This is a genomic window from Nocardia sp. JMUB6875 (assembly GCF_041154655.1).
Taxonomy (GTDB): Bacteria; Actinomycetota; Actinomycetes; order Mycobacteriales; family Mycobacteriaceae; genus Nocardia.
The window spans coordinates 37281-62610 of record NZ_BAAFGR010000006.1; the positions used below are offsets into that span (position 1 = coordinate 37281).

The 25330-nt window shown below is 68.1% G+C and carries 26 protein-coding genes and 1 pseudogene; 15 read left to right on the plus strand and 12 right to left on the minus strand.

The features are described 5' to 3' along the window. Position 1: 1 nt before the first annotated feature. Positions 2-364: a hypothetical protein gene (locus ACAM49_RS02920; RefSeq protein ID WP_369633886.1), complete on the minus strand. Its 363-nt coding sequence runs from the start codon at positions 362-364 to the stop codon at positions 2-4. A 186-nt stretch (positions 365-550) separates the two neighbouring features. Here ACAM49_RS02920 and ACAM49_RS02925 point away from each other — a divergent pair, with 186 nt between their 5' ends. Together ACAM49_RS02925 and ACAM49_RS02930 are read left to right on the plus strand one after the other, a co-directional pair. Then, positions 551-3241 (plus strand): tetratricopeptide repeat protein, encoded by a 2691-nt coding sequence (locus ACAM49_RS02925; RefSeq protein WP_369633887.1) that lies wholly within the window; start codon positions 551-553, stop codon positions 3239-3241. Between the two features lie 341 nt (positions 3242-3582). After that, positions 3583-4608, plus strand: a complete 1026-nt coding sequence (locus tag ACAM49_RS02930; RefSeq protein WP_369633888.1) for an XdhC family protein — start codon at positions 3583-3585, stop codon at positions 4606-4608. 18 nt (positions 4609-4626) lie between these two features. Here the strand turns inward: ACAM49_RS02930 and ACAM49_RS02935 are convergent. The 6 genes and pseudogenes from ACAM49_RS02935 to ACAM49_RS02960 form a co-directional block, all read right to left on the minus strand. After that, positions 4627-5727, minus strand: a pseudogene (locus ACAM49_RS02935) (ABC transporter substrate-binding protein). Between the two features lie 79 nt (positions 5728-5806). Next, positions 5807-6613, minus strand: coding sequence for an ABC transporter permease (locus tag ACAM49_RS02940; RefSeq protein ID WP_369633889.1), 807 nt, complete (start codon positions 6611-6613; stop codon positions 5807-5809). Between the two features lie 17 nt (positions 6614-6630). Continuing rightward, a complete protein-coding gene (locus ACAM49_RS02945) occupies positions 6631-7392 on the minus strand; it encodes an ABC transporter permease (protein ID WP_369633890.1) in 762 nt (253 codons plus the stop codon). Continuing rightward, positions 7389-8192 carry an ABC transporter ATP-binding protein gene (locus ACAM49_RS02950; protein WP_369633891.1) on the minus strand — a complete coding sequence of 268 codons (804 nt, stop codon included), beginning with the start codon at positions 8190-8192 and terminating at the stop codon, positions 7389-7391. The genes ACAM49_RS02945 and ACAM49_RS02950 overlap by 4 nt, the downstream gene beginning before the upstream one ends. A 99-nt stretch (positions 8193-8291) precedes the next feature. After that, the gene (locus tag ACAM49_RS02955; protein WP_369633892.1) at positions 8292-8702 is read right to left on the minus strand and encodes a hypothetical protein; all 411 of its coding nucleotides are present in this window, start codon (positions 8700-8702) and stop codon (positions 8292-8294) included. A gap of 84 nt (positions 8703-8786) precedes the next feature. Then, positions 8787-9731 (minus strand): hexose kinase, encoded by a 945-nt coding sequence (locus tag ACAM49_RS02960; RefSeq protein ID WP_369633893.1) that lies wholly within the window; start codon positions 9729-9731, stop codon positions 8787-8789. 117 nt (positions 9732-9848) lie between these two features. Here ACAM49_RS02960 and ACAM49_RS02965 point away from each other — a divergent pair, with 117 nt between their 5' ends. After that, on the plus strand, positions 9849-10289 hold the full coding sequence (locus tag ACAM49_RS02965) for a DUF4254 domain-containing protein (protein ID WP_369633894.1): 441 nt from the start codon (positions 9849-9851) through the stop codon (positions 10287-10289). 279 nt (positions 10290-10568) lie between these two features. Here the strand turns inward: ACAM49_RS02965 and ACAM49_RS02970 are convergent, their stop codons facing one another. Beyond that, positions 10569-12086 carry an ATP-dependent DNA ligase gene (locus tag ACAM49_RS02970; protein WP_369633895.1) on the minus strand — a complete coding sequence of 506 codons (1518 nt, stop codon included), beginning with the start codon at positions 12084-12086 and terminating at the stop codon, positions 10569-10571. A gap of 105 nt (positions 12087-12191) precedes the next feature. On the opposite strand from ACAM49_RS02970, the gene ramB reads away from it, so the two are divergent. Further along, on the plus strand, positions 12192-13601 hold the full coding sequence (gene ramB / locus ACAM49_RS02975; RefSeq protein ID WP_369633896.1) for an acetate metabolism transcriptional regulator RamB: 1410 nt from the start codon (positions 12192-12194) through the stop codon (positions 13599-13601). Positions 13602-13640: 39 nt separating this feature from the next. Here ramB and ACAM49_RS02980 read toward each other — a convergent pair whose 3' ends face one another. Both ACAM49_RS02980 and ACAM49_RS02985 read right to left on the minus strand, forming a co-directional pair. Then, positions 13641-13940 (minus strand): hypothetical protein, encoded by a 300-nt coding sequence (locus ACAM49_RS02980; protein WP_369633897.1) that lies wholly within the window; start codon positions 13938-13940, stop codon positions 13641-13643. Next, positions 13933-14166 (minus strand): hypothetical protein, encoded by a 234-nt coding sequence (locus ACAM49_RS02985; RefSeq protein WP_369633898.1) that lies wholly within the window; start codon positions 14164-14166, stop codon positions 13933-13935. Before ACAM49_RS02985 ends, ACAM49_RS02980 begins: the two co-directional genes overlap by 8 nt. A 406-nt stretch (positions 14167-14572) precedes the next feature. On the opposite strand from ACAM49_RS02985, the gene urtA reads away from it, so the two are divergent. The 7 genes from urtA to ACAM49_RS03020 all read left to right on the plus strand — a co-directional run bounded on the left by urtA (position 14573) and on the right by ACAM49_RS03020 (position 20788). After that, positions 14573-15808: an urea ABC transporter substrate-binding protein gene (gene urtA / locus ACAM49_RS02990; protein ID WP_369633936.1), complete on the plus strand. Its 1236-nt coding sequence runs from the start codon at positions 14573-14575 to the stop codon at positions 15806-15808. 114 nt (positions 15809-15922) lie between these two features. Beyond that, entirely contained in the window at positions 15923-16807 is an 885-nt protein-coding gene (gene urtB, locus ACAM49_RS02995; protein WP_369633899.1) for an urea ABC transporter permease subunit UrtB, read from the plus strand. Further along, positions 16804-17973, plus strand: a complete 1170-nt coding sequence (gene urtC / locus ACAM49_RS03000) for an urea ABC transporter permease subunit UrtC (protein WP_369633900.1) — start codon at positions 16804-16806, stop codon at positions 17971-17973. Before urtB ends, urtC begins: the two co-directional genes overlap by 4 nt. Then, complete coding sequence (urtD, locus tag ACAM49_RS03005) at positions 17973-18764, plus strand: urea ABC transporter ATP-binding protein UrtD (RefSeq protein WP_369633901.1); 792 nt, start codon at positions 17973-17975, stop codon at positions 18762-18764. The genes urtC and urtD overlap by 1 nt, the downstream gene beginning before the upstream one ends. Continuing rightward, the gene (gene urtE, locus ACAM49_RS03010) at positions 18748-19440 is read left to right on the plus strand and encodes an urea ABC transporter ATP-binding subunit UrtE (protein ID WP_369633902.1); all 693 of its coding nucleotides are present in this window, start codon (positions 18748-18750) and stop codon (positions 19438-19440) included. The genes urtD and urtE overlap by 17 nt, the downstream gene beginning before the upstream one ends. Before the next feature lie 10 nt (positions 19441-19450). Further along, positions 19451-20194: a GntR family transcriptional regulator gene (locus ACAM49_RS03015; protein WP_369633903.1), complete on the plus strand. Its 744-nt coding sequence runs from the start codon at positions 19451-19453 to the stop codon at positions 20192-20194. Between the two features lie 63 nt (positions 20195-20257). Then, on the plus strand, positions 20258-20788 hold the full coding sequence (locus tag ACAM49_RS03020; RefSeq protein ID WP_369633937.1) for a carboxymuconolactone decarboxylase family protein: 531 nt from the start codon (positions 20258-20260) through the stop codon (positions 20786-20788). 7 nt (positions 20789-20795) lie between these two features. Here the strand turns inward: ACAM49_RS03020 and ACAM49_RS03025 are convergent, their stop codons facing one another. Together ACAM49_RS03025 and ACAM49_RS03030 are read right to left on the minus strand one after the other, a co-directional pair. Then, on the minus strand, positions 20796-21461 hold the full coding sequence (locus tag ACAM49_RS03025) for a GNAT family N-acetyltransferase (protein WP_369633904.1): 666 nt from the start codon (positions 21459-21461) through the stop codon (positions 20796-20798). Between the two features lie 102 nt (positions 21462-21563). After that, on the minus strand, positions 21564-22343 hold the full coding sequence (locus tag ACAM49_RS03030) for a TetR/AcrR family transcriptional regulator (RefSeq protein ID WP_369633905.1): 780 nt from the start codon (positions 22341-22343) through the stop codon (positions 21564-21566). Positions 22344-22466: 123 nt separating this feature from the next. On the opposite strand from ACAM49_RS03030, the gene ACAM49_RS03035 reads away from it, so the two are divergent. The 4 genes from ACAM49_RS03035 (at position 22467) to ACAM49_RS03050 (ending at position 25207) form a co-directional block, all read left to right on the plus strand. Then, a complete protein-coding gene (locus ACAM49_RS03035; RefSeq protein WP_369633906.1) occupies positions 22467-22844 on the plus strand; it encodes a VOC family protein in 378 nt (125 codons plus the stop codon). Between the two features lie 109 nt (positions 22845-22953). Continuing rightward, positions 22954-23529 carry a dihydrofolate reductase family protein gene (locus tag ACAM49_RS03040; RefSeq protein WP_369633907.1) on the plus strand — a complete coding sequence of 192 codons (576 nt, stop codon included), beginning with the start codon at positions 22954-22956 and terminating at the stop codon, positions 23527-23529. A gap of 15 nt (positions 23530-23544) precedes the next feature. Beyond that, positions 23545-23898: a YciI family protein gene (locus tag ACAM49_RS03045; RefSeq protein ID WP_369633908.1), complete on the plus strand. Its 354-nt coding sequence runs from the start codon at positions 23545-23547 to the stop codon at positions 23896-23898. A gap of 46 nt (positions 23899-23944) precedes the next feature. Further along, positions 23945-25207: an RNA polymerase sigma factor gene (locus ACAM49_RS03050; RefSeq protein ID WP_369633909.1), complete on the plus strand. Its 1263-nt coding sequence runs from the start codon at positions 23945-23947 to the stop codon at positions 25205-25207. The last annotated feature ends 123 nt before the right edge of the window (positions 25208-25330 follow it).

Genomic DNA, 25330 nt, shown 5'->3' on the forward strand with positions numbered 1-25330 from the left:
GTCACCGCAGCGCCTCCCGCCGCGGCGATCGCGCGGGCTCTCCCTCCTCCTCGCCGCGGGCCTCCCGTTCCCGCCCGGCCTCGCGCAGCGCCAGCAGGCACATGGCGTCGGTGATGGTGAGCCCGATCATCTCGGCGTGCAAGGCCGCCACCTCTTCGTCGAATTCGCCACTGGGACGCAGCAATCCGAGGAGGATCATCTCCGCGAGGACGACGCCGGCCATGGCCTGGTCGCGCGAGAGCCGGCGGTAGGTGGGGAGGTAGGAGAGGACCCAGCGGCCGCGGTGCTCCTCGGGAACATCGATGCGGAAGGCGACCTCGTGCGCCACGTCGGAGGTGATCATCCAATTCGAATCGGTAACCATTGATTCGATCCTTTCTCGACCGCGGACCCGTCCCCCGTGCCCGTCCTGTCCAATCAATGGTCGCGAGTGGGCGGGCATTGTTCGATCCCAGCGGGATTCGCCGATTCTTGGCACGTCACGAGTTCTTGACCAGCCCAAACATGAGCGGTACCAAGGAAATGTTCACAATGGCGGGGGGAGGTTTCCGTGGCCGCCGCGCAGAAGAACGGGGAATCCGATGTGGTGGGGGCCGACGCGCGCAAGGAATTGCGCGGGATTCTGCTCGGAATCGGATTGCGGGAGAACGAACTGCTGGAGCCGCTGGTCGCGGAATTGCGGCAGCGGGGGTGCCGCCCGCGCAAGGCCTGGCGGCTGGCGAACGAGTTCACCCAGCAGCAGGTGGCCGACGAGTTCAACCGGCTGACCGGGAAGCCGAGCGCGCCGATGAAGGCGGCGCGGATCTCGGAGTACGAGTCGTGGCCGGGGCCGCGCGGGGCGGGGCGGATCCATCCGCGGCCGACGCTGGAGGTGCTCAAGAACCTGGCCGCGATCTATCGGACCAGCTGGGATCAGTTGGTGGACACCGCGGATCTGGCCCAGATGCCGAGTGCGGAGGTGGCCGCCTACCGGGCGGTGGTGTCGCGCCGGACCACGGCGCTGCCCGCGGCCTCGGACAATGGCTTCCCCAGCGAGCTGGTGCCCTTCGTGGGCCGCACCGAACAGCGGCGGCTGCTGCGCAACCGGATCGAGGCGCATCTGAACTCGGGCGGCCCGAACGTGCACGTGGTCAATGGTCTTGCGGGCGTGGGGAAGACGGCGCTCGCACGCTGGATGGTGGAGACCTTCGAGGACCGATACCCCGACGGAATCATCTGGGAGAACCTGCACGGCCACACCGACGGCCGCCCGCCGCGCACCCCCGCCGGAGTGCTCGAGCAGGTGCTGCTGAAGATCGGGGTGCCGCCGGAGACCATCAAGCCCGATATCGCGCCGCGATCCGCGCGCTGGCGCCACGAGATGCGGGATCGCCGCTCGCTCATCGTCTTCGACAACGCCCTCGACTCCAAACAGGTGCGGGCCCTGCTCCCCGAGGCGCGCGACTGCTTCGTCCTCATCACCAGCCGCCACAAGCTCACCGGTCTCACCGGCGCCGTCCCGCTCCAGCTCGACGCCATGAGCCCCGCCGAGGCGGAGGAGCTGCTCGTCGAATTCGCCCATCTGCCACCGGATTACGACGTCGCCGCCGCCCGCCTGGTGCTGGGGGCCGCGGGCGGCCTGCCCCTCGCGATCCGCCTGATCGCGGGCCAGATCGCCTACCAGGGTCCGGACCTGCTCGGCGCGGCCGCCGCCGAGTTCACCAAACTCGCCGAGCACATGCGCGAGGGCCCCGACGGCGCCGAGGACTCCCTCGTCGAACGCGCCCTGGACCTCTTCTCCGCCGAAGGCGAAACCCTCCGCGCCGCCTTCGAACTCTCCTACCAGCGCCTCCCGGACCCGGTCCTGCAGCGCTCGGTCCGCCTGCTCGGCTGGTTCCCCGGCACCGAGATCACCGCCGAGACCCTCGCCCCGATGGCGGGCGTCCCCCAGGCCCAGGCCTACGGCCTGATCCGCCAGATCTTCGAGGTCGGCCTGCTGGATCCGGCCGAGGCGGGGCCGCGCGGGCAGCGCTTCCGAATCCACGATGTGACACGGCTTTTCGCACGCGTGAAGGCCGATGCCGAGGATCTGCCGAGCGAGCACACCGCCGCGGTGGGGCGGCTGGTGCGGTACTGCCTCGGGGTGGCGCGGCAGGCCGGAGTGCAGCAACCCTACGAGGCGGCGGGCAGCTTCTCCGCGCCGCCCACGCCGGATCCGACCGGAGTCACCCAGCGCGCGCAGGATTGGCTCGATCGCGAACGCGAACTGCTGCTGGGCTGCGTGCGCGTCACCGGTTCGGAGCCCGATACCGGCGAGCTGGCCCGGCTGCTGGGCGCGCACCTGTCCGAACTCGGCCATCTCACCGATGCGCGCGGACTCCTGTTCCGCGCCTTGACCATCGCCCGCGGCGGCGACGATCGCAGCACGGCGTGCGACATCCTCTTCGAACTGGGCACCCTCCACCGCAGAGCCTGCAGCTACGAGACCGCCGCCGCCTGCTTCCAGGAGGCACACGACATCGCCACCGCGCTCGGCGATGCCCAGCGCATCGCGGCGTCGCTGTGGGGGCTGGCCGATGTCACCAGGCACATCGGCGATTACGACCGCGCCCGCACCGCGTACTCCGATGTGCTGGGCATGGCACGGCAATTGGAGAACCCGAAGTTCGAGGGCGATGCCCTGCGCGGCCTCGGCCACATGGAGCGCATGGGCGGCGATCGCGCCACCGCCCACCGCTACTACCTGGAAGCGCTGGACATCGCCCGCGAGATCGGCGACCGCTACAGCCTGGGCTGGTCGCTGTGGGGCCTGGGCAGCGTCTCCCGCGAATCGGCTCAGTACGCCACCGCCCGAAGCCAATTGAGCGACGCCTTCGAGATCGGCGCCGAGATCGGCGACCACCTGCTGCGCGCCGACGCCCTGCGCGGGCTGGGCCATCTGGCCCGCGATGTCGGCGACCTCGACGCCGCCCAGGAGGACTACGCCGAATCCCTGGACCTGACCCGCCGCACCCGCGACCCGCACGGCGAGGCCGACGTCCTGCGCGCCCTCGCCTACATCGCGCTGCGCTCCGGCGGCGCGCACTGGCGCCCGTGCGATCTGCTCTGCAAATCCCTGCTGCTCTACGAGAGCATGGGCATCAAGCTCGCCCACCAGGTTCGCGAGGAACTCGCCCAGGCCCTGGCCCGCTGCCGACGCGAATCCGTCCCCCTCCCCGAGCGAGTCCAGGAAGACCTGCGCCGCCTCGGCTTCGACTGCTGACCGGGCGTCGAGCAACCTGGTGGTCGCTTGGCCAGCAAACCTGGTCGGACCGGATTACCCTGCTCGCGTGATCCCCGAACGTACGTTTCCGAACCTTGCATTGCGGACTTTCACGGTGCGGAATGGTTCGGCGCGGAATGCTGTATCGGGGAGTTCTGCCGGGGAGAATTTCGGCTCGGCGGTGTCGGGCCGGTGGGCGCGCGGGAGCGCGGGGCGAAAATCGGGGGCGGACACTTATTTACGGGAACGAGCGGATATGGTGTGCGTCACGTGCGGTGACCTCGCTACGGGGATCGATCGGGATTGTCCGGCGGGTGACGCACTGTGATCGGGAGCATGTGATGCGGGAAATCGTCGAGGACCTTCTCCGGGTGTGGCACAGCGGCAGGACCGGCGGGTTGGCCACTCTCGTTCGGACCCAAGGGGCTACGCCGGTTCCGGTGGGATCGGCCATGGTGGTGGATGCCGACGGGCGGGCCTTCGGTTCGATCTCGGCGGGTTGCGCGGAGGCGGCCGCCTACGAGGCCGCGCTGGAGTCGGCGCGGACCGGGCGGCGCGGGCTGCAGCGGTTCGGGCCGGGCAACGGGCTGGACGCGCAAATGGACTGCGTCGGCACGCTCGACGTGTTCACCGAGCCGTTCTCGCGCCGGCACTTTCCCGAGTTCCCGGATGTGGCAGCCGATATCGCGGCGCAGCGGCAGGTCACGCTGTTCACGGTGGTATGGCATTCCGACCCGGATGTGATCGGGCAGCATCTGATCACCGACCGCAAGCACGGCACCGAACTGGTGTCGCTGCCGGATTCGGATGTGTTCGTCTCCTCGTTCGCGCGGCCGCCGCATCTGATCCTGGTGGGCGCCAATATCTTCGCGGGTGCGCTGGCCACCCAGGCCAAGCTGCTCGGCTACCGGATCACCATCGTCGACGCCCGGCCCACCTTCGCCACCGCCGCGGCCTATCCCGGCTGCGAGGTGGTGGTCGACTGGCCGCACCGCTACCTCAACACCCTGGCCTCGGCGGGCGAGATCGATTCCAACACCGCGATGGTGGTGCTCTCGCACGACCCGAAGTTCGACATCCCCTTGCTCACCGTGGCGCTCCGACTACCCGAGCTGGGATACCTGGCAGCCCTGGGTACCCCGGCCTTGCACGCACATCGCCAGGAAGCGCTGCAGGCGGGCGGCTTCACCGACGACACCCTGGCCCGCCTGCACTCCCCCGCCGGTCTGGACGTGGGCGCGCGCACCCCGGCCGAGACCGCCGTCGCGATCGCCGCCGAACTGCTGGCGGTGCGCAACGGGACCTCGGCCGAGCCGCTGTCCACCTCACCGGGCAAGGGCCGGCGGCATGTACAACTGGTCCGCTAGCCCTTCGGCTTCGGTGCGCTAGCCCTTCAATTCCGGGTGCTCGGCGAACATCTCGTTGAGCACCGACAGATCGAACAGCTGGTTCGCCTTGATGTCGATCTTGGCCTTGCCCAGCGCCGCGATGTTCTGCGCGATCAGCTCATCGGTCATGGTGAACAGCCCGTTGGTCTTGGTCGCGGCCGAGACCACCAGCCCGTTCTGCGCCGCCGCCTCCATCGTCTGTTCCTTCAGTTCCAGACGCTGGTCCTTGCCGTACACCTCGACCGCCAGCCGCGCGGATTCCTCCGGGCTGGCGACCGCGTCCTTCCAGCCCTTGACCTCGGCCATCAGGAACGCCTTGAGCTTGTCGCGCTCGGAGTCGATGGTCTTCTGGCTGACCGTCAGCGTCTCCGCCACCAGCGGCAGGCCGTAGTCGGCGAAGAGGAAGTTCATGTTCTGGAAGCCCTTGGAGGCCAGGGTGATCGGCTCATTGGTGGCGTAGCTGACCCAGCCGTCGACCTCGCCGTTGGCCAGCGGTGTCGGATCGTATTGCGCGGGCACGATGGTGACGTCGCTCGGCGTCATGCCGTTGGCGGTGAGCAGGGCGTTGAAGATGAGCTGATTGGTGTCCTGGACACCGATCTTGCGGCCCTTCATGTCCTGCGGGTTCTTGATCGGATTCTTGGCGCTGCTCACGATGCAGAAGGGGTTCTTCTGATACGTGGTGCCGACGATCTTGGCGGACAGGCCCTCCAGCACGGCGGGCGCGGTGGTCTGCGGCGCGGACATGCCGATCCAGATCTTGCCGGTGCCCAGCCCGGCCTCCACCGAGGTGCTGGCCGCGCCGCCCGCGACCAGGTTCACCGAACCGAATCCGGCGTCCTTGTAGTAGCCCTTGGAATCGGCGAAGTACTCGCCCGCGAATTCGATGTTCTTCAGCCAGGACAGCTGCACCGCCACGGTCCCGTACTTGGAACCGTCGGCGCTGCTGCCGTTTCAGCCGCCCGAGGAGCTGCTGCCGCACGCGGCGAGCACACCGGCGCCGCCGACCGCCGCGCCGGCCAGCCCGGCGTAGCGGAGGAAGGACCGCCGTCCCATGGACAACTGCGAGGCCGGACCCGGCCGAAACAAACCACTCATCCGGCGAATGTAGGCCGTTTCGATTTCATTTATTTTGCTTTTCCGCGGGTATTTGTGTGCGGCAGGTTAACTCGCGCGCTCAATCGCGGTCCCGCTGCGGCGCGAACCGCGCCAGCACCAGGTTCTCCAGCACGCCGACCACCGCGTAGGCGAAGACCGACACCACCGTCACCAGCGCGATCGAGGCCCACAGCCGGTTGTACTGGAAGGTGGGGATGGCGCGGATCAGCCCGGCCCCCAATCCCGTTCCGCTGCCCAGCCATTCGCCGAGCAGAGCACCGATCAGCGCGCCGGGCACCGACACGCGGGCGGCGGCGAAGACCGACGGCAGCGCTGCCGGAATCGACACCATGCGCATGGCCGTCCAGGTCGAGCCGCCGTAGGCCACCACCAGTTCCGTGGCTTGGCGTGGCGCGGACCGCAATCCGGTCATGATCATCACCAGGGCCGGGAAGAACACCACGATGGCCGCCATCACGGTGACGCCCACCAGTCCGCGGCCGAACACCAGCACGATGATCGGGGTGATCGCCACCAGCGGCACCGAGCGCAGCAGCATGGCCACCGGCATGAACGCCTGCGCCACCGCCGGGATCCCGATGAACAGCGCGGCCACCGCCAGCGCCGCGCCCATGCCGGAGCCGAACCCGATGAGCGCGTCCCGCAGGGTGATTCGCATTTCCTCGAAGATCACCTTGCGGGCATTGCCCGAGGTCGGGCCCGTCACCAGGTACTTCCAGACGTCGCCCGGGCTCTTGCCGACCAGCCCGACCTGCGGGTACAGCTTCAGGAAGCCGTACCACAGCGCCACCAGCAGAATCAGCGAAACCAGCAGCGGCAGCAGGAATCTGCCGATCGGCCGCAGCACGTTCAGGGTCTTCGTCACGCTCGCGCCCATCCCTCTCACGCCTCCGCCCGCGTCCACGGCACCGCGACCCGCGCCACCACCGCCACGACCGCGTAGCCGAGCCCGGCCAACGCGGCCGCGGCCAGCGCCATGCCCCAGGTGCGCGGCACGTTGTAGGCGGTCTGCGCGGCGGTCAGCGCGACGCCGATGCCGCTGTCCACCCCGCCCAGGTACTCGCCGATGATCGCACCCAGCACCGCGGACGGCGCGGCGATCTTCAAGGCGGCCAAGGTATTCGGCAGCGCCGCGATCAACTGCACCCGCCGCAGCCGCTGCCAGCGGCCGCCGCCGTAGGCCCGCACCAGATCCATGCTGGTGCGATCGGCCGACCGCAGCCCGGACACCGTCCCGACCATGGTGGTGAAGAAGCAGTACATGGCGGCCAGGAACACCGTGGGCGTGCGCCCGCCGAACACCACCAGGATGATCGGCCCCAGCGCCAGCAGCGGCGTGCAGTAGCTGAGGATGGCCAGCTGGGTGACCAGCATCTCGATCGGCGGGATCAGCACCACCAGCACCGCGAGCGCGATGGCCATGCCGTTGCCCCAGGCGAAGCCCTGCAGCGCGCCCCAGGCGGTGACCCGGAAGTTGGGGCCGTACAGCGCCCAGCCGTCGGTGTACATGGTGTGCAGCACATTCCACGGGCTCGGCACCGTGCCGCCCGCGACGCGCAGTTCGGCCAGCAGCGTCCACACCGCCAGCAGCACGGCGATGCCCGCCAGCCCGCCGAGCCGGGTGAGCCGTAGTCGTTCTCTCATTCCGACGCCACCCCGCCCTTGCCGGTGCGCCCGAACAGCAACTCCGACAGATAGTCGTGCAGCTTGTGGAATTCCGGCGAGCGCATCATCTCGGGCTTGCGCGGCCGCGGCAGATCGATGTCCACGACCTCCACCACCCGGCCGGGGCGCGGGCTCATCACGGCCACCACATCGGAGAGGAAGACGGCCTCGGCGATGCCGTGGGTGACCATCAGTGTGGTGGCGGGCTTCTCGGTCCAGATGCGCAGCAGTTCCAGGTTCAGCCGCTGCCGGGTCATATCGTCGAGCGCGCCGAAGGGTTCGTCCAGCAGCAGCACCGTCGGCTTGACCACCAGCGCGCGGGCGATCGAAACCCGTTGCCGCATACCGCCGGACAGCTGCGCGGGCTTGGCCTTCTCGAAACCGTCCAGCCCGACCAGCCGGATCAGATCGGCGACCAGTTCCTTGTCCGCGGGCAGGCCCGCCACCTGCAGCGGCAGCTTGATATTGGATTCCACGCTGCGCCACGGCAACAGCGCCGAATCCTGGAAGGCGATCCCGAACTCGTGGCGGCGGCGCAGCTCGGCGGGGGTCTCGCCATTGATCTTCGCGGTGCCCGCGGTGGGGGACTCCAGATCCGCGAGAATGCGCAGGATCGTGGACTTCCCGCAGCCGGAGGGGCCGAGCAGCGACAGGAACGCGCCCTGCTCGGTATGCAGATCGACGTCCACGAGTGCTTGCACCTCACGCCGCCCGGAGCGGAAGGTCTTGCTCAACCCGCTGATATGAATGCCCGTTCCCGCGGCGACTTCCGAACTCATAGGGCAACCGTAAGGGCCGGGAATTGCACGCAGATTGCAAATGGGCAGACGAGATTTCGTAGTTGTTACTTCCGAAGGCTCGAACCGATTACCGGATGCTCACCACCACGTCGGGGGTTCGAACCAATCGCGGGCCTCCTTCCGGAACAGCAACACGATCATGGCGAGTGACACCAGTGGCCCCAGCGGCCCGGGTGGCCGTCCCTCGGTGATCGACGGCACCGTCCAGAACATATTCATGGCGGCCACCAGGATCGCCCCGATCCGTACCCCTTGGCCCTCGGAATTGAAGGTCAGCGCGACCAGTCCGAGCAGGAAGGCCGGGATGAAGGGCACGGCGGTCGGTATGGCGGCTGATGCCCCGAACAACCAGCCCTGCGAAGCCACGCAGACGATTCCGAGTCCGGCCATGCCGAGCGCGAGAATCTGTGCCGCGCGCACCACCCGCGGCATCCGGTACCGGTCGTCCACACCCGGCCCGCGATCGGACTGGGTATCTAGGTCGGACACTCCCCCAACTTAACCCCGTACGACCCCCTAACCCCCGACCACACGCCGACCGTCCGGTTCACATACCGGCGAGGGGCGCAGCGCTCACGGCCTGGCGGCCACCGACTCCAGTTCGGTGACCCGCACCGTGGGCAGCAGCCGGTCGCGCAGCACCCGGTCGATCTCCCCGGCGACCGGAATGACCACGGCCGCAGCGGAAGTGGCGACCGCGTCGGCCAGCAGCGTGGGCCAGTCCGGCGTGCGCTCGGTGGCGAATCCGGCGATCAGGGCCGCCACGGCGGCGTCGCCCGCGCCGGTGGGATTGCCCGCCAGCGGTTTCGGCAGGGCGGCCGTCCAGGCGCGGGTCGGGGTGACCGCGACCATGCCCGCACCGCCGCGGGTCACCACCACCGCGCCGAGGCCGTCGGCGAGCAGCGGTTCGACCGCGGCCAATATCTCGGGAATCGTGCCCGCCGGGCGGCCGGTGAGCCGTTCCAGCTCATCGGTATTGGGGGTGAGCACCACGCCCGGCACGCGCGCCGCCAATTCCAGCGCCTGACCGTCGAAGTCGCAGATGGTGGGCACGCCCGCGGCGATCGCGGTGCGGGCCAGCTCGGCGGGCAGCGCCTGACTCACGCCGCCGGGCAGGGAACCGGCGATGACCAGGCCGCTCACGTCCGACAGCAGGCCCCCGACCCGGACCCGCAGCTGGTCCACGGCATGCGGTTCGGTGACCCGGGGCCCGGGCTCCCACAGCGCGGTGGCGGTGCCGTCGTCGGATTCGCTGATCACCACCGTGCGCCGCACCCACGGCAGCGCGTGCACGAAATCCACCGGCATCTCGAGTTCGGCGGCGGCCGCGAAGGAATGATCGGCGAATCCGGTGGCGCGCGCGTACTTGCCGAGCTGGTTCAGCACCCGGGTGACATTGATGCCGCGCCCGCCCAGCCGTTGATCCACCGAGCGCACCCGCTGGGCTCGTCCCCGCTCGAAATTCTCGACCCGGTACGTCATGTCGTAGGCGGGGTTCAGGGTAACGGTGAGGATCACTCCACCATCTCGGCACGTCACGGCACCGGATGCAACCCCTGGAAGACAAAGTGGCACCGAATGTCGTCCGCGAATGTCGTTGCCATTCGGAGATATTCGAGGGGCAGTATGTCGGCCGTGCATCCGCTCCCACCGAAACACCTGCTGCTGCAGGCCTGCCGCGGCCTGCCCCCCGACGATCATCCGGTGCTGCGCTGCGCCGGGTTACTCGCGGACCTGCACGAACGACGACTCACCAGCGCCGCCGGCGTCGACCGGATCGACCACGACCGGGCCCGGCTGGTGCACGATATCGACAGCTGGGTGGCGGCCGAACTGCCCAAGGCGGCGCGCGACGCGCACCTGCACACCGAGACGGTCGGGACCGTGGTGGATCGGCTGGCCCAGTTCTCCGCGCTGGCCTATCTGACCTTGACCATGTCGCCCGACGACGCCATGCACGATGCCGCCCAGCGGCTCACCGAATTGGCCATCGCCTATGAGGATCTGGCGGGTGAACTGGCCGCGGGCCGGCGCAGACTGCCCAATCTGACGGGCACCCACGACTACGAATCCTGACCGCACGACCACGGAATTGACCGCGGCCGGCGGTGCCCGGCGAGGGGGCGGGGCACCACCGGCCACACAGGTGGACCATGCGCAATCCACCGTCGATTTCGACCAGGACGGCACGATCACACAGGGATTTCCGCGTGGGAGATGCGGTGGCAGTTCCTGAGCTCTCGTCACCTGACAACCGTCCGATCGGCTATCGACCTTTGAATCATGGAGCGAGAAGCTCGGAGCGTCCCATATTCCAGCTGTGAATCGGCTGTGAGTGAGATCGGCTTCGGAGATCTATTTCGTGCCGGGGAGTAGGGCGCGGATGGTGTCGATGGTGTCGGCGTCGGCGGGTTCCTTGTCGGGGCGGTAGCGGACCACGCGGGCGAAGCGCAGGGCCACGCCGCCGGAATACCGGGGGCTGGTCTGGACGCCGTCGAGGGCGATCTCGACGACCAGTTCGGGATAGAGGTAGACGGTGGTGCCGTCGCGTTCGCGTTCGTGGCGGGGGAATTCGGCGGTCTGCCACTGCAATAGGGCGTCGGTCAGGCCCTTGAAGGTCTTGCCGACCATGATCGGTTCGCCGCCCTCCGGATCGCGGGCGCCGAGGTGCAGGTTGGACAGGTAGCCGGTGCGGCGGCCGTAGCCCCATTCCGCGCCCAGGACGATGAGGTCGAGGGTGTGGGTGGGTTTGATCTTCTGCCAGGCGCGGCCGCGGCGGCCCGCGGCGTAGGGGGCGGCCAGGGATTTGATCATGATGCCCTCGTGGCCCGCCGCCAGCGCGCCGTCGAAGTATTCGGCGGCCGCCTCGGCGTCGGGGGCGATGAGGGCGGGAATGCTCAGGCCGCCGGCCACTTCGGTGAGGGCCGCGCGCCGCTCGCGCAGGGGCGCGTCGAGCAGGTCGACGCCGTCGCGGTGCAGGCAGTCGAAGAAGTACGGATGCAGCAGCAGTTCCTGGGCGGTGGCCGCGCCGAAGCGGCTCATGGTCTCCTGGAACGGGCGGGGGCGGCCGGAGTCGTTCAGCGCCAGGGTTTCTCCGTCGAGGACCACGCTGGTGCAGTCCAATTTCCGCACCAGATCCACCAATTCGGGCACGCTGGCGGTGATCTCGCGCAGCGTCCGGGTGAACACCCACACCCGATCACCATCCCGGTGCACCTGGATGCGGGCACCGTCCATCTTGTGTTCGACACTGACCTCGCCGCCGAATTCGGCCATGGCCTCGTCGAGCGTCGCGCCGGGCGAGGCCAGCATGGGCTGGATCGGCCGCCCGACCTCGAGCCGGAACGCCTCCAGCGCCGCGACGCCGCCGGTCCGCGCCGCGACGGCGGTGACCGGCAGCCGCCCGGACAGCATGTGCGCCCGGCGCACCGCCGCGATCGGCACCTCGAAGGCGACCGCCACCGCCTCGGCGACGATCGCGGTCAGCGCACCCTGCCGCATCTCCCCGGTCAGCAGCCGCAGCAGGAAGTCGTGTTCGTCCCGCGTCGCGGCACCGAACAGGCTCGCCAGCAATTCCTGCCGCCGCGCGGCCGATCCGCTGCCCGTGATCTCACCGAGCTGATCGAAGGATTTGTCCACATCGTCGACCGACAAGGTCGGCGCCGCCGCGGACTCGACCTCGAGCGCGGTCAGCGTCCGCCATCCGGTCCCGATCCGGCCCTGTAGGAGGTCACCGGACAACCAGGCGACGACCTGCGCCAATTCATCGGCCGCGGCCCGCTTCAGGAGCCCGGCGAAGATATTGATCTTGTTCTTCCGGGACGATGTCGCCCGGACCTCCCGCGACGCCTCAACCACTTCGGACAAGAGCACTTCAGAACGGTAACCCCGCCCACCGACAGGATGTGACCCAAAGCTCAGCAGCGATGCTAATCCCGTCGTTGGCAAGCATGCTAATGCGGCAATAAACTCGGTCGCATGGCCAAGACTTTCGTCGGCGCGCGGCTCCGCCAGTTGCGTACCGAACGCGGGCTGAGTCAGGTGTCCCTGGCCAAGAAGCTCGAGATCTCCGCGAGCTATCTGAATCAGATCGAACACGACGTGCGCCCGCTCACCGTACCGGTCCTGCTGCGCATCAGTGAAGTCTTCGGCGTCGACGCCGGCTTCTTCTCCTCCCAGGACGACACCCGGCTCATCGCCGAACTCCAGGAGGTCGTGATGGACCAGGAGCTCGGGGTGGAGGCCGACGCCCAGGAGATCGCAGAAATGGTCTCCGCGCATCCGGGTCTGGCGCGCGCCATGGTGAACATGCACCGCCGCTACCGGAATACGACCGCGCAGCTGGCCGCCGCCACCGAGGACCGCTTCGCCGACGGCAGCGGTTCGGCGGCCATCTCCAAACCGCACGAGGAAGTGCGCGACTACTTCTATCAGCGGCAGAACTACATTCACGAATTGGATACCGCCGCCGAGGAACTCACCCACCGCATGCGATTCCACGGCGGTGACCTGAAACGCGAGATCCCACGCCGCCTGGCCGACGCGCACGGCGTGCAGATCGTGGAGCGCATCGATCTGGGCGACGGCGTGCTGCACCGTTACGATCCCGAACAGCGCCGCCTGGAAATCGCCCCGCATCTCTCCGGCGGGCAGCGGGTATTCAAACTGGCGGCCGAACTCGCCTATCTGGAATGCGGCGATCTGATCGAAAAGCTGGTGGCCGAGGGCAATTTCACCGGCCACGAATCGATCGTCCTGGCGAAACTGGGCCTGGCCAATTATTTCGCCGCCGCCACCGTGCTGCCGTACGCCCATTTCCACGAGGTGGCCGAGGATTTCCGCTACGACATCGAGCGGCTGTCGGCGTTCTTCACCCAGAGTTACGAGACCATCTGCCACCGCCTCTCGACGCTGCAGCGCCCGAAACTGCGCGGCGTCCCGTTCTCCTTCGTGCGGGTGGACCGCGCCGGCAATATGTCGAAACGCCAGTCCGCCACCGGTTTCCACTTCTCCTCCAGCGGCGGCACCTGCCCGCTGTGGAATGTCTACGAGACCTTCGCCTATCCGGCGAAGATCATGACCCAGATCGCCCAGATGCCCGACGGCCGCAAATACCTGTGGGTGGCCCGCACCGTCGAACGCCGCGCCACCCGCTACGGCGAACCCAGCAAGACCTTCGCCATCGGCCTGGGCTGCGAACTACGCCACGCGGGCCGCACCGTTTACGCCGACGGCCTGGATCTCAACGAGCCGAAGGCCACCCCGATCGGCGCGGGCTGCCGCGTCTGCGAACGCTCGAACTGCCCACAGCGCGCCTTCCCCCCGCTGGGTAAATCACTCGATATCAGCGAGCACCGAAGTTCGATCTCGCCGTACGTCATTCAATGACAAAATCGACTGGCACGGACGTGATACACGCTGTGATAGTTACAGATCGAACGCAATACGCAGGTGGGCAGCAATCGTCTCCAATGCCGCGTCACCGACATTGCCGACTATCTCACCGATCCACCCTCGGTAGAGCCGCTCCGGGGTCGCCGCGTCGATGAATCCGAACCCGGAGACGTCCATATGCTGCAACCCCGGGTGCTCGACCTCCCTGATCACAAAGCCCGAAACATGGCTGATGTCAGCGCGACCGAGGATGATGTCCGACGAGATCAGAACGGCGATGCGCGGTCTGGCCATGCCTTCGGCGCCGTAGTGAATGATGTCGCCCTTACGCATGATGATCGGGTGCCTCCTGCCCCAGGGCGGTCGACCGTTCCTGCTCGGCCCACTCTTCGGCCGCCTCCGCGGCACCACCGCTGGTAGCCGCGTAGCTGCGCTGGATCTCGTTCCGCATCGCCCGTGACACCCACTGGGAGACACTCATGTCCTCCCGCTCGGCGGCCTGGCGGGCCAGTAGTAGGGCGGCGCTGTCGAGGGACAAGGTGGCTTTCGTGGTGCCCATAGCGCACATACTACCAATTTATACCACCAATCAGTGGTATAAAATCAGCGGCGCATGACAGTGCGCCTTACTCGAGGTTCCACACCGCCCACCCCGTGTCGACTCCGGCTTTCACGAGCCTCGACTAGAGGCTCTTATGCACCCTGAACTGCTGCGATACGGCGATGCTATCGAACGAATCCCGTTGCCGTGAGCAGAAATTCACACCCCGGAAACCTCAGAAATCGGGCATTCATCGAGAGACATTCCGGCGCAACACTTCCCGTTTACCGTTCCGTCTCACGAATACAGCCGTTGTATACGCGGCGGTATTCGCAAGCGGCGCATGTGGCGTCGCCGAACATCGTGAAGTGAAGGATCCGCCCCCATGCACGACTCTTCCCGCCGGGACAGGGCTTCCCGCCTGATGAAGGCGATCACCATCCCCACCGCACTGGCGTTGTCCGCCGTCATGGTCGCCGGTTGTGGTTCGCGTGACAGCGATTCCGCGTCCGGCTCCAATGCCAAGTCCTGCGTGGACACCTCCAAGGACACCATCAAGATCGGCTCGCTGCACTCGCTGACCGGCACCATGGCCATCAGTGAGGTCACCGTGGCCAATGCCACCAAGCTGGCGGTCGACCAGATCAATGCCGCCGGCGGCGTCCTGGGCAAGAAGCTCGAGATCGTGCTCGAGGACGGCGCGTCCGATCCGAAGACCTTCGCGGAGAAGGCCGAGAAGCTGATCAGCTCCGACTGCGTGGCCGCGGTCTTCGGCGGCTGGACCTCGGCGTCGCGCAAGGCCATGAAGCCCAAGTTCGAATCGCTGAACTCGCTGCTGTACTACCCCGTCCAGTACGAGGGCCTGGAAGATTCCAAGAACATCTTCTACACCGGCGCGACCACCAACCAGCAGATCATCCCGGCGCTGGACTACCTGAAGCAGAAGGGCATCACCTCCCTCTACCTGGTGGGTTCGGACTACGTCTTCCCGCAGACCGCCAACCGCGAGATCAAGGCGTACGCCAAGGCCAACGGCATCGAGATCAAGGGCGAGGACTACGCGCCGCTGGGCTCGACGGACTTCTCCACCATCGTCAACAAGGTGCGCAGCTCCAAGGCGGGCGCGGTGTTCAACACCCTCAACGGCGACTCCAATGTGGCCTTCTTCCGCGAGTACGCCAACGCGGGCCTGAAAGCCGCTGATATGCCGGTGGTTTCGGTGTCCATCGCCGAGGAGGAGGTCGGCGGCGTCGGCGTGCAGAACGTCGCGGGCCAGCTGACCGCCTGGAACTACTACCAGACCGTCGACACCCCGCAGAACAAGGCGTTCGTCTCCGCCTACAAGGCCGCCTACGGCGCGGGCAAGCCCACCTCCGACCCGATGGAGGCCGCCTACACCTCGGTCTTCCTGTGGAAGAGCACCGTCGAGAAGGCGAAGTCGTTCGCGGTGGCCGATATTCAGAAGTCCGCCGACGGCGTCAGCTTCGACGCGCCGGAGGGCACCGTCACCATCGACGGCTCCAACCACCACATCACCAAGACCGCGCGCATCGGCGAGATCCACCCCGACGGCCTGATCTACACCGTGTGGGACTCCGGCAAGGCGGTCGCTCCGGACCCGTACCTGAAGAACTACGACTGGGCCAAGGGCCTCAAGTAACTCGGCGGCCGCCGATGAGGGGCGGCTGGTGCGGTACCGCGTGAGCTCTCACGACGCGGCGGCCGCACCAGCCGTACGGCGTTCTCCACCAATAGAACTCAAGAGGTACAGAACATGGACGTCGCTGTCGGACAGCTGTTCACGGGACTGAGCCTGGGCTCGATCCTGCTGCTCGCCGCGTTGGGGCTGTCGCTGACCTTCGGTCAGATGGGCGTCATCAATATGGCGCACGGCGAATTCATCATGGCCGGTTGTTACACGACTTACGTTGTGGAGCAGCTGATCTCGGCGACGGGCGTGGCGCTGATCGTGTCGCTGTTCGTCGGCTTCCTGGTCGGCGGCCTGCTGGGTGCGGCCCTGGAGATGGGGCTCATCCGCTGGATGTACGACCGGCCGCTGGACACCCTGCTGGTCACCTTCGGTGTCGGGCTGGTGCTGCAGCAGGCGGTGCGCGACATCTTCGGCGCGCCCGCCAAGAACGTGGTCGCCCCGGACTGGCTGACCGGCGGCATCACCATCGCGGGCACCGTGGTGCCCAAGACCCGCATCTTCATCATGGTGCTGGCCGTGGCGGCGGTGATCGCGCTGGCCACCGCGCTCAAGACGACGCCGCTGGGCCGTCGCATCCGGGCCGTGGTGCAGAACCGCAGCCTGGCCGAAACCTCCGGCGTCTCTTCGCGTCTCACCGATATCAGCACGTTCTTCATCGGCTCCGGCCTGGCGGCCGTGGCCGGGGTGGCGCTCACACTGATCGGCTCCACCAGCCCCACCATCGGGCAGTCGTATCTGGTGGACGCCTTCCTGGTGGTCGTCATCGGCGGCCTCGGGCAGATCAAGGGCACCGTCATCGCGGCCTTCGCCATGGGCCTGCTGAACTCGTTCGTCGAATACTCGACCACCGCGACGGTCGCCAAGGTGATCGTCTTCATCGTGGTCGTGATCTTCCTGCAGGCGCGCCCGCAGGGTCTGTTCACCGTCCGGACGAGGAGTCTGGCATGACCGTCATTCAGCGCCTCAACGGCAACTCTTCCTTGAAAGCCTTGGGCGGCTTCGCCATTGCCGCCGTCGTCCTGTTCGTCCTCGCGCCCGCCGTGCTCACCGATTTCCGGCTGAGCCTGCTGGCCAAGTTCCTCTGTTTCGCCATCGTGGCCGTCGGCATCGGCCTGGCCTGGGGCCGGGGCGGCATGCTCACCCTCGGGCAGGGCGTGTTCTTCGGCATCGGCGCGTACATCATGGCCATGCACATGCAGATGGCCGACGCCGCCAAGGCGCACGAGGATGTGCCGGAGTTCATGGTGATCGCGGGTGTTCCCGAATTGCCATCCTACTGGCAGCCTTTCGCCTCCGCGCCGGTCGCGATCCTGGGGATTCTGATACTGCCCGCGGCCATCGCGGCGGTGCTCGGCTTCGGTGTCTTCAAGCGCCGGGTCAAGGGCGCGTACTTCGCCATCCTGAGCCAGGCGCTGGCCGCGGCGCTGGCGATCCTGCTCACCGGGCAGCAGACCATCGGCGGCTTCACCGGATTGAGCGACTTCCGGTCGTTCTTCGGCTTCCGCCTGGACGATCCGGTGAACCGGCGCATGCTGTTCTTCATCGCGGCCGGGACGCTGCTGATCGTGGTGGCCGTGGCGCGCCAGCTCATGCGCAGCCGGTACGGCGAACTGCTTGTCGCCGTGCGTGATCAGGAGGAGCGGGTGCGCTTCCTGGGCTACGACCCGGCCAATATCAAGATCGTCGCCTATGTGGTGGCCGCGTTCTTCGCGGGCATCGCGGGGGCGCTGTTCACCCCGATCGTCGGCATCATCTCCCCCGCCGATATCGGTGTCGTGCCGTCCATCGCGTTCCTGATCGGCGTCGCCATCGGCGGCCGCACCACCCTGCTCGGGCCGGTGCTGGGCGCGGTGGGTGTGGCCTGGGCGCAGACCACGTTCTCGGAGAACTTCCCGTCGGCGTGGACGTACTTCCAGGGTGCGCTGTTCATCGTGGTGGTCGGGTTCATTCCGGCCGGGCTGGCCGGATTCGGGCCCATGGCAAAGCAATTGCTGGAGCGGGTGCGGCCCGCCGAGGCTGCGGCCGGAACACCGGCGGCGCCGGTCGAATCGGCCGAGGCCGCCGAGGTTGTCGAGGAGCAGTCCGCCGAGGTCGAGGAGAAGGTGGAAGCCTGATGGCCGAGTATCTCGAAATCAGCAAGCTGTCGGTGAGTTTCGACGGCTTCAAGGCCGTCACCGACGTCGATCTCACCGTCCTGTCCGGCGATCTGCGGTTCCTCATCGGACCCAATGGCGCGGGCAAGACCACCCTGATCGACGCCATCACCGGCCTCACCCCGGCCACCGGTTCGGCCCGCAAGAGCGGCACCGAGCTCATCGGCCGCAAGGTGCACCAGATCGCCCGCCTCGGCGTGGGCCGCACCTTCCAGACCGCGAGTGTGTTCGAACAGCTCACGGTGCTACAGAATCTCGATATCGCCGCGGGCGCCGGGCGTTCCGCCCTCACCCTGCTGCGCAGCCGCAAGTCGGTGCTGCCCGCCATTGAGGAGGCGCTGGAGATCACCGGCCTGACCGCGTTGCGCGACAAGCCCGCCGGGGTGCTCGCGCACGGGCAGAAGCAGTGGCTCGAGATCGGCATGCTGCTGGTGCAGAACGCCTCGGTGCTGCTGCTGGACGAGCCGGTCGCGGGCATGAGCGCCGAGGAGCGCGAGGAGACCGGAAACCTGTTGCGCCGCATCGGGTCCGAACGCGTGGTGATCGTCGTCGAGCACGATATGGACTTCATGCGCGCGTTCGCGAACTCGGTGACGGTGCTGGCCGGCGGCAAGGTCCTCAGCGAGGGCAGCGTCGAGGCCGTGCAGGCCGATCCCAAGGTGCAGGAGGTCTACCTCGGCACCGCCGCGGCGGGTGAACTGCCGCCGAGCACCGACCAACAAGAGGAGGCCGCCGATGCTGGAGCTCGCTGACCTACACACCGGCTACGGCCGGACCGAGGTGATTCACGGTGTGTCCCTGACGGTTCCGGAGAACGGCGTCGCGGCCATCATGGGCCACAACGGGGCCGGGAAGACCTCGCTGCTGCGCGCGGCGGTGGGGCTGCTGCCCGCCAAGTCCGGGAAGATCCGATTCGACGGCGACGACATCACCAAGCTGTCCCCGTCGCGGCGGGTCAAGCGCGGCATCGCCTATGTCCCGCAGGGGCAGCAGAGTTTTCCACAGCTGTCCACAATGGAGAACCTGCAGGTGGTGGCCGACGGCCGGGCGCGGGGCAAGGAACTCATCGCCGAATCGCTGGACCTGTTCCCGGCGCTGCGGGAGTTGTTGTCCCGCAAGGCCGGACTGCTCTCCGGCGGCCAGCGCCAGCAGCTGGCCATCGCCCGCGCCTTGATCACCGAGCCGAAGCTGCTGATCCTCGACGAGCCGACCGAGGGCATCCAGCCGTCGGTGGTGGCCGAGATCGAGCGCACCATCATCGAACTGACCGAACGCGGCGGATTGAGTGTGCTGCTGGTGGAGCAGCACATCGGTTTCGCCCTGCAGGCCGCGCAGCAGTTCTACGTGCTGCGTTCGGGCCGCATCACCTCCTCGGGGGCGGGCGGCGCGGGCGCGGAATCCGCGGTGCGCCTGGCCATGGCGATCTGATCGGACACACGTGAACGCGCGCAGGGGGCGTATTCCGTTGTCCGAGCGGGTCTACCGATCCCTCCAGCGTGATCTCGCGGCCGGGGTGCTGGTGCCGACCGAACGCCTCGGCGAGGAACGCCTCGCCGAGTCCTACGGCGTCTCCCGCACTCCCGTCCGCGAGGCGCTGGCCCGCCTCTATGCCGACGGCCTGCTGGAACGCCACCCCGACGGCCTCTACCCGTACCGCCCCCGGGTCGATGAGCTCGGCGACCTCTACGAACTCCGAATCGTGCTGGAGGCCAGGGGAATCCAGCGCCTGCAGACCACCCCGTCCAGCCCCTCGACCACCCCGTCGCTGAGCTCCGCGCTGCCCACGGCCACCCTCCACGAGATGACCGCGGTGCGGCGCGAGCTCGAGACCTGGCGCAGAATCCGCGAACACCCGCCCGAGCCCGGCGCCGCCCTCATCGCCGCGGACGAGCAGTTCCACACCACCCTGCTGCTGGCCGCGGGCAACTCCGCGCTCGCGGACGCGCTCTCCACCGTGCAGGCCCGGGTCCGCCCGGTCCGCGCCCTCGACATGCCCACCCCCGAACGCATCGCCGCCATGGCCGAGGACCACATCGCCATCGCCGAATTCCTGCTGAGCGGCGACCTCGACACCGCGCTGCGCACGCTGCTGGCCCACCTCACCAGCTCGCGGGCGCACGTGCTGACCCGTGCCCGCCGCGCGCTGGAGCTCACCAAACTCGCCCAGGCCGTGCGGGAATGAACGCTCCCGCGCGCTGGCCTGGCGGGTGACTGGGACAGGGTGTTGACTGGACCCATGGTGTCGATGAAGCCACGTATCGCCCCCGGTCGGTTGCGCGAGCTGGGGCCGGTGAACTGGGTTGTCTGGCAGGCGCTTTCGCGTGCGGCCGGTACCGAGGACGCGCATCTGTTCAGCACGCTGGGACGCACCGGCGGGCTGTTCCGGGGCTGGCTGCACTTCTCCGGGCGGCTCATGCCCGGCGGCAAGCTGCGCCGGTACGAGTCGGAACTGGTCATCATCCGCGTCGCTCACCTGCGGCAATGCGAGTACGAGATGGACCATCACATCCGGCTGGGCCGCCGCGCGGGCGTCACCGCCGAGATCCTGGACCGGATCAAGGAGGGTCCGGCCGCCCCGGGCTGGACCGACCGGGAGCGCGCGCTGCTGACCGCGGTCGACCAGCTCGTCACCACCCGCGACCTCGACGACGCCACCTGGCAGGCCCTCGCCGCCCATTACGACGAACGCCACCTGATCGAAATCGTGCTGCTCACCAACCAGTACGAGGGCCTGGCCAGCACCATCACCGCCCTGCGCATCCAGACCGACCACTAGCGAACGGTCAGCGGCGGAGGCGGTAGACCGGCTGGGTCGCCGCCTCCGGAACGGCCGCGGCGTCCGGGAGATGGTGGGAGAAGGCCGGTTCGGCGGGGTGCGCCAGGCGGGCATGCAGGTGCATGTCGTGCCAGCCGTCTGCGTGCAGGCCCGCGCTGCGATTGATGCCCTCCAGCACGAACCCGGATTTGTGTGCGACCCGGCAGGATTGGGCGTTGTGCACCGAATGGCGGAGTTCGAGGCGGTGGAATCCGGCCACCTCGAAGGCCCAGCCGACCAGGGCGTCCACCGCGCGGGGCGCGATGCCGCGGCCCCGGGCGGCGGGCACCACCCAGTAGGCGATTTCGGCCTCGCCGTGCCAGAGCTCCATGTGGTGCAGGGAGGCGCGGCCCATCAGGCGGCCGGTACGGCTGTCGGCGACAGCCCAATTCGCGGCCGAACCTCCGGTCCAGGAGCGCGCCCAGGAGTCGACCCAGTCCCCCGCCTCCTCGACGGTGTCGGCGGTGCGCACATGCCAGCGGCGGATGGCCGGGTCCTGGAAGGCGAGGTACACCTCGGGCCCGTCGCGGCGCAGCCACGGGCGCAGCACCAGGCCGTCGCCCACGGGGAGCACCGGCTGCGCTGCCCGCGTGAAGGTTTCGGCGGCAACGATTGCCGGGGCTGCTCGCGGCATAGCTGGAATTCTGCCCGCGATCGAGGGGTCCGCGCGGCGAAATTGAGACCATCGTCCCGATCGGTCTGTGCCGCGAAAATTGTCCGCGCGGTCAAACGGCGCTCAGGGCCTGCGGTTTTCGATCAATACCGCCAACCCGTCCAGCACCCGCGACAGCCCGAACTCGTAGGCGTGGTCCGCGCTGTAGGCACTGTCGTGCGCCTGCCCGGCAACCGCGCCGACCCGGGCCGCCAGGGGATAGCGGTCGGCATCGAAGACCCGGGCGAGCAACGGGGCGGCGCGCTCCCACCAGTCGCGGTCGGACTGACCGCTCTCGGCCGCGGCCCGCGCGGTGTCGATGGCCAGCTGCGCGGTCGAGGTCACGAAGCCGAGCACGTAGGTGAGCGCGGCGTCCATCTCCAGGTCGTCGAGGCCCAGACCGTCGAAGGCGCGCAGCTCGTGGTCGTATTTCGCGGCCACGCCCGGGCCCAGCGGCGGTCGCGTGGTCGGCAGGTAGGCCACCCACGGATGCGCGGCCAGTAGTTCGCGATTCTCGGCGGCGATGGTGGAAACCCGTTCCCGCCAAGGCATTCCGCTCAGATCGTGGCGTGGCATGCGCTGGTAGACGGTGTCGAGCATGAGGTCGAGCAGTTCGGATTTGCCCGGCACATAGGTGTAAGTGGCCATGGGCGTGATGCCCAGTTTGGCCGCCACCGACCGCATGGTGAGCGCGCCCAGCCCCTCGGCGTCGGCGATCTCGAGCGCGGCCGCGATGACGGCGTCCAGCGTGGTGCGCTGTTTGGGTCCGCGCGTGGGTCCACCGGATCCCGGCACCCGCCACAGCAATTCCAGCGTGCGCACCGGGTCGCCCGCGCTGCTGCGTTCCCCGCCTTTTCCGGCCATTCGGCTCACCTCCGCCGCCGATCGTATCGATGTGACGGTCCTCACTTTGCGTCCCGTCGGGAATTTGCGTACAAAGTATAGCGTACTTAGTACAGAGTTAATCGGCACCACCCAGGAGGACCCTTGAACATCACCGCTTCCGCCATCTCCCTGAACGTGTCCGACCCGATCGCCTCCGCGAAGTTCCTCGTCGACCACTTCGGCTTCACCGAGAAGATGTCGGCGGACGGCTTCGTGAACGTCACCCGCGCGGACGCCGGATTCGATGTCATCTACCTGCGCACCGGCCTGGGCAGCTTCAAGCCGGAGCGCATCGCGGGCAGCGCGGGCGAGGGCCTGCTGGTCGTCTTCGTCGTGGACGACATCGATGCCGAATACGAACGGGTCCGCAAGGAGGGCGTGCCGATCGTGACGCCCATCGAGACCGAGCCGTGGGGCGAGCGCTACTTCCAGACCCTCGACCCCAACGGCATCGTCGTCCAGCTGGTCCAATGGGTCTGATGGAGAACCGCTGAAAAAAGTTTTCGCCGTGTGTGTCGATTCCGGGCGACCCCGTTCGAGGAGTAGGTGAGGACCACCCAGGGTCCACGACTCGACGGAAGGAAATCCGATGCGCAAGGTAGTCGCTTTCTCGCACATGTCCCTCGACGGCTTCGCGGCCTCCGACACCGGGATGGGATTGGAATGGACGGCCCACGGCTACAGCCCGGACCTCGCCACCTTCCATGACCGGCACATCCGCACCGATGTGGGCACCACGGTCTACGGCCGCAAGACCTTCGAGGGCATGCGCGACCACTGGTCGACGGTCCCGAACGATCCGGAGGCCGGCGCCCACGACCTCGAGCACGCGGAATGGGTCACCAAGATCGACAAGCTCGTATTCTCGACCACGCTCGAGGAGCCGGGCTGGAACAACACCCGGATCATCGGCGCGGACGCGGCGGCGCGGATCGCGGAACTGAAGGCGGAAGACGGTGGCGCGCTGGTCATCTACGGCAGCCCCACCCTGGTGCACTGGTTCGCCGACAACGGGCTCATCGACGAGTACCGGCTGGTCATCCACCCCGTCACGATCGGCGCGGGCACCCCGCTGTTCCCGGCGAAGTTCGAGACCAAGCTGGCCCTGCTGGAGACGAAGTCCTTCGACTCCGGCGCTGTTTACGTCCGCTACGCGGTCGCCTAGAGAGAGGATCGAAAAATGCGACACATGGTGCTGATTCGCCTGGACCCCAACCAGGCCCCGGAGGGTCCGAGCGAGGAGCTGCTCGCGAACATGGACGCCCTCATCGAGGAGATGACCAAGGCGGGCGTGCTGCTGGACACCGCGGGCCTCGGCATCGACGAGACCGTGCGCATCCGGCAGACCGGCGGCGCGCAAACCGTTCTCGACGGCCCGTTCACCGAGTCCAAGGAGATCATCGGCGGCTACTGTCTACTCCAGACGCGAACGACGGAGGAGGCGGTGGAATGGGCGAGCCGATTCCTGCGCGTCCACGGCCCGGAGTGGGACATCGAGGTCGAGGTGCGGAAGGTCGAGGGCGGCCAGAACTGAATCCCCCACCCGCCCAAGGAGTTCACGCGCCCCGGACGGTGCGCGCGTGAACTCCGGCCGGCCCGAGACCGAGCGGGCGCGGCGGGCGGTGGAGGCGGCGTGGCGGATCGAGTGGCCCAAGCTGGTCGCCGGGCTGACCAGGATCGTGGGGGATATCGCGACCGCCGAGGAGTTGGCGCAGGACGCCCTGGTCGCGGCGTTGGAGCAGTGGCCGCGCGACGGCGTTCCGCCCAATCCTGGCGGCTGGCTCATGCTGACCGCGAAACATCGTGCCGTGGACCGCATTCGGCGCGATGCGAACTTCGCGCGCAAGCTGGAGTTGCTCGGGCGGCAGGCGATCATCGAGCAGGGAGAACCGGCCGCGCCGGAGCCGGGCATCACCGACGATCTGCTGCGCATGATCTTCACGGCCTGCCATCCCGTGCTGACGCCGCCCGCGCGGGCCGCGCTTACCCTGCGCATGGTCGGCGGCCTGACCACCACCGAGATCGCGCGCGCCTATCTGGTGCCGGAATCGACCGTGGCGCAACGCATCGTGCGCGCCAAGCGCACCATCGCGGCCAAGAAGGTCCCTTACGAAGTGCCCGAAGGCGCGGAGCTGACCGCGCGGCTGGACTCGGTGCTCGAGGTCATCTACCTGATCTTCAACGAGGGGTACACGGCCACCTCCGGCGAGCGCTGGGTGCGCGCCGAATTGTGCGAGGACGCCCTGCGATTGGCGCGCATTCTGGCGGGCCTGCTCCCGGACGAACCGGAGGCGCACGCGCTCGCGGCGCTGATCGAACTCCAGGCTTCGCGTACCAGTGCGCGCAGCGCATCCGACAGCGGCCTGGTGCTGCTGCCCGATCAGGATCGCTCCCGGTGGAATCGGCTCTACATCCAGCGTGGTTTCGCCGCCCTGGCCCGCGCGCACACCCTGAACCGGACCCGCGACCGCGAGGCCGGGCGCTACGCCCTGCAGGCCGCCATCGCGGCGGTGCACGCCATGGCCCCGACCGCCGAGGAGACCGACTGGCGCCGCGTCGCCGGACTGTACGCGATTCTGGCGCAACGGTTTCCGTCGCCGGTGGTGGAGTTGAACCGGGCGGTCGCGGTCGCCAAGGTCCACGGTCCGGCGGCCGGACTGGAACTGGTCGACGCGATCGCCGCGGCGGGCGCGCTGGAGGGCTACCACCTGCTGTACGCGGTGCGCGGGGACCTGCTGGCACAGCTGGGCCGAGATCCGGAGGCGCGGGCGGCTTTCGGCCGGGCGGCCGAGCTGACGGCCAATGAGACCGAGCGCGAATTGCTGCTCGGCCGGGCGCGCTGATTCCGGCAATTCGCTCTTACCAGGCATTTTTCCAGCGTGTCGCCCACCAGCGTGTCGCCTCTGTCCGCGAACTGAAAGGGCGTAGCGTCAGTTCGTCTGAAAACAGATTGGTCTGATTTTTCG